Genomic DNA, 264 nt, shown 5'->3' on the forward strand with positions numbered 1-264 from the left:
CCGCCCCGCGCCGTGCCATCGAGCTTGGTCATGATCAGCCCGTTGACACCCGCGACATTGCGGAAGATCTCGACCTGGCTCAGCGCATTCTGCCCGGTCGTGGCGTCGAGCGTCTGCAACACGGTATGCGGTGCGTCGGGATCGAGCTTGCCAAGCACGCGCACGATCTTCTCGAGCTCGGCCATCAGCTCAGCCTTGTTCTGCAAGCGGCCGGCGGTATCGACGATCAGCACGTCGCATTTTTTCGCCTTCGCCTGTTCGAAG

The 264-nt window shown here is 62.9% G+C and carries 1 pseudogene; it reads right to left on the bottom strand.

Annotated elements, in window-relative coordinates:
* A pseudogene (locus EOD29_RS32450) lies at window positions 1–264 on the bottom strand (signal recognition particle-docking protein FtsY); the annotation flags it as partial.

The organism is Mesorhizobium sp. M1A.T.Ca.IN.004.03.1.1 (assembly GCF_003997555.1).
GTDB lineage: Bacteria > Pseudomonadota > Alphaproteobacteria > Rhizobiales > Rhizobiaceae > Mesorhizobium.